We start from the raw sequence: 1,149 nt of genomic DNA, 5'->3' as shown, positions 1-1,149 counted from the left end.
TCCACCACCGCCACCGGGCTCCGGGGCTCCTTCAGGCGCGACAGCGTGTTGAGCACATGTTCGCCACTGACCCGACCTGCTTGCAGTGCCAGCTCCACGGCCACCACCACGGCTTCGACCCCATGCAACGGCACCGCACTCAGGACCTGCGCCATGACACGGTCGCCACCAGGGTGCTTGAGCAACTGACGCTGCAACTCCTGCAAGGGCTCGGGCATGGTCTTGAAGGGCGCACCGTTGCGCAAGGCACCGGGCTTGCGTTCGAGCAGGCTGATGTAATGCTGCCAGTCGTAGAAGGTCTGGTCACGCTCGAAACTGCGTGACAGATCCACCACCTCCCCCTGGGGGCCGACCAGACGCAGCGTGTCAGCATAGACACGCAGGCTGACCACGGCGTTGACCCATTCGCACGGCACGCTGTAGCGGTTACGCTGGAAATGGATCAGTGCGGTGCTCGTGACCCGTGTGGGGTGCTCCACATAGCCATCAAAGGGTCTGGGCAAGGCCATGAGCCGGGTGCGCTCGTCCTGCCAGACATCGGCCAGCGTGAGTTCACTCCATTCGGGATGGGGCAGCTCCTGCCAGCTGTCCACGCAGGTCTGGAGCAGCCAGGCATTGAGTTCGGCCAGGCTGGCCCAGCGTTTCTCACTGGCCTCACGCCAGATGTGGCGGCGCCGGTCCTGCACATTCTTCTCGACCTGCCCCTTCTCCCAGCCGGAGGCCACGTTGCAGAAGTCGGCCTCGAACAGGTAGTGGCCGGTCATGGCCTCAAAGCGGGCGTTGACGCTGCGCGCCTTGCCTTTGCCCACCTTGTCCACCGCCGTCTTCATGTTGTCATAGATGCCACGCCGGGGCACCCCGCCAAATGCGGCAAAGGCCCGTGTGTGGGCGTCAAAGAGCATTTCGTGCGCCTGGCTGTAGTAGGCCACCAGCACGTAAGCGCGGCTGGCCGCGAGCTTGACGTGGGCGACTTCGAGCCGGCGGCGCAATCCGCCGATGGCTAAGTATTCGGTGCTCCAGTCAAACTGGAAGGCTTCGCCCAGCTCGAAATGCAGAGGGACGAAGCCTACGCCCTTGGGAGCCTGGCTTTGTTCCTGTTTCCACTGGCGGCAGAAGGTATAGACCTGCGTCTTGCCGCCGCTGTAACCC

The 1,149-nt window shown here is 63.9% G+C and carries 1 protein-coding gene; it reads right to left on the bottom strand.

Features of this window, described 5'->3' with window-relative positions; all coding sequences use genetic code 11:
• On the bottom strand, window positions 1–1,149 hold a 1,149-nt coding region (gene istA, locus PYV55_RS00010), incomplete at both ends, for an IS21 family transposase (protein WP_275848069.1).

Source organism: Extensimonas soli (assembly GCF_029211265.1).
In the GTDB taxonomy this organism is placed as follows: Bacteria; Pseudomonadota; Gammaproteobacteria; order Burkholderiales; family Burkholderiaceae_C; genus Extensimonas; species Extensimonas soli.
The sequence above is the reverse complement of the archived record's forward strand: the minus strand, read 5'-3'. Positions and strand labels throughout refer to the sequence as shown.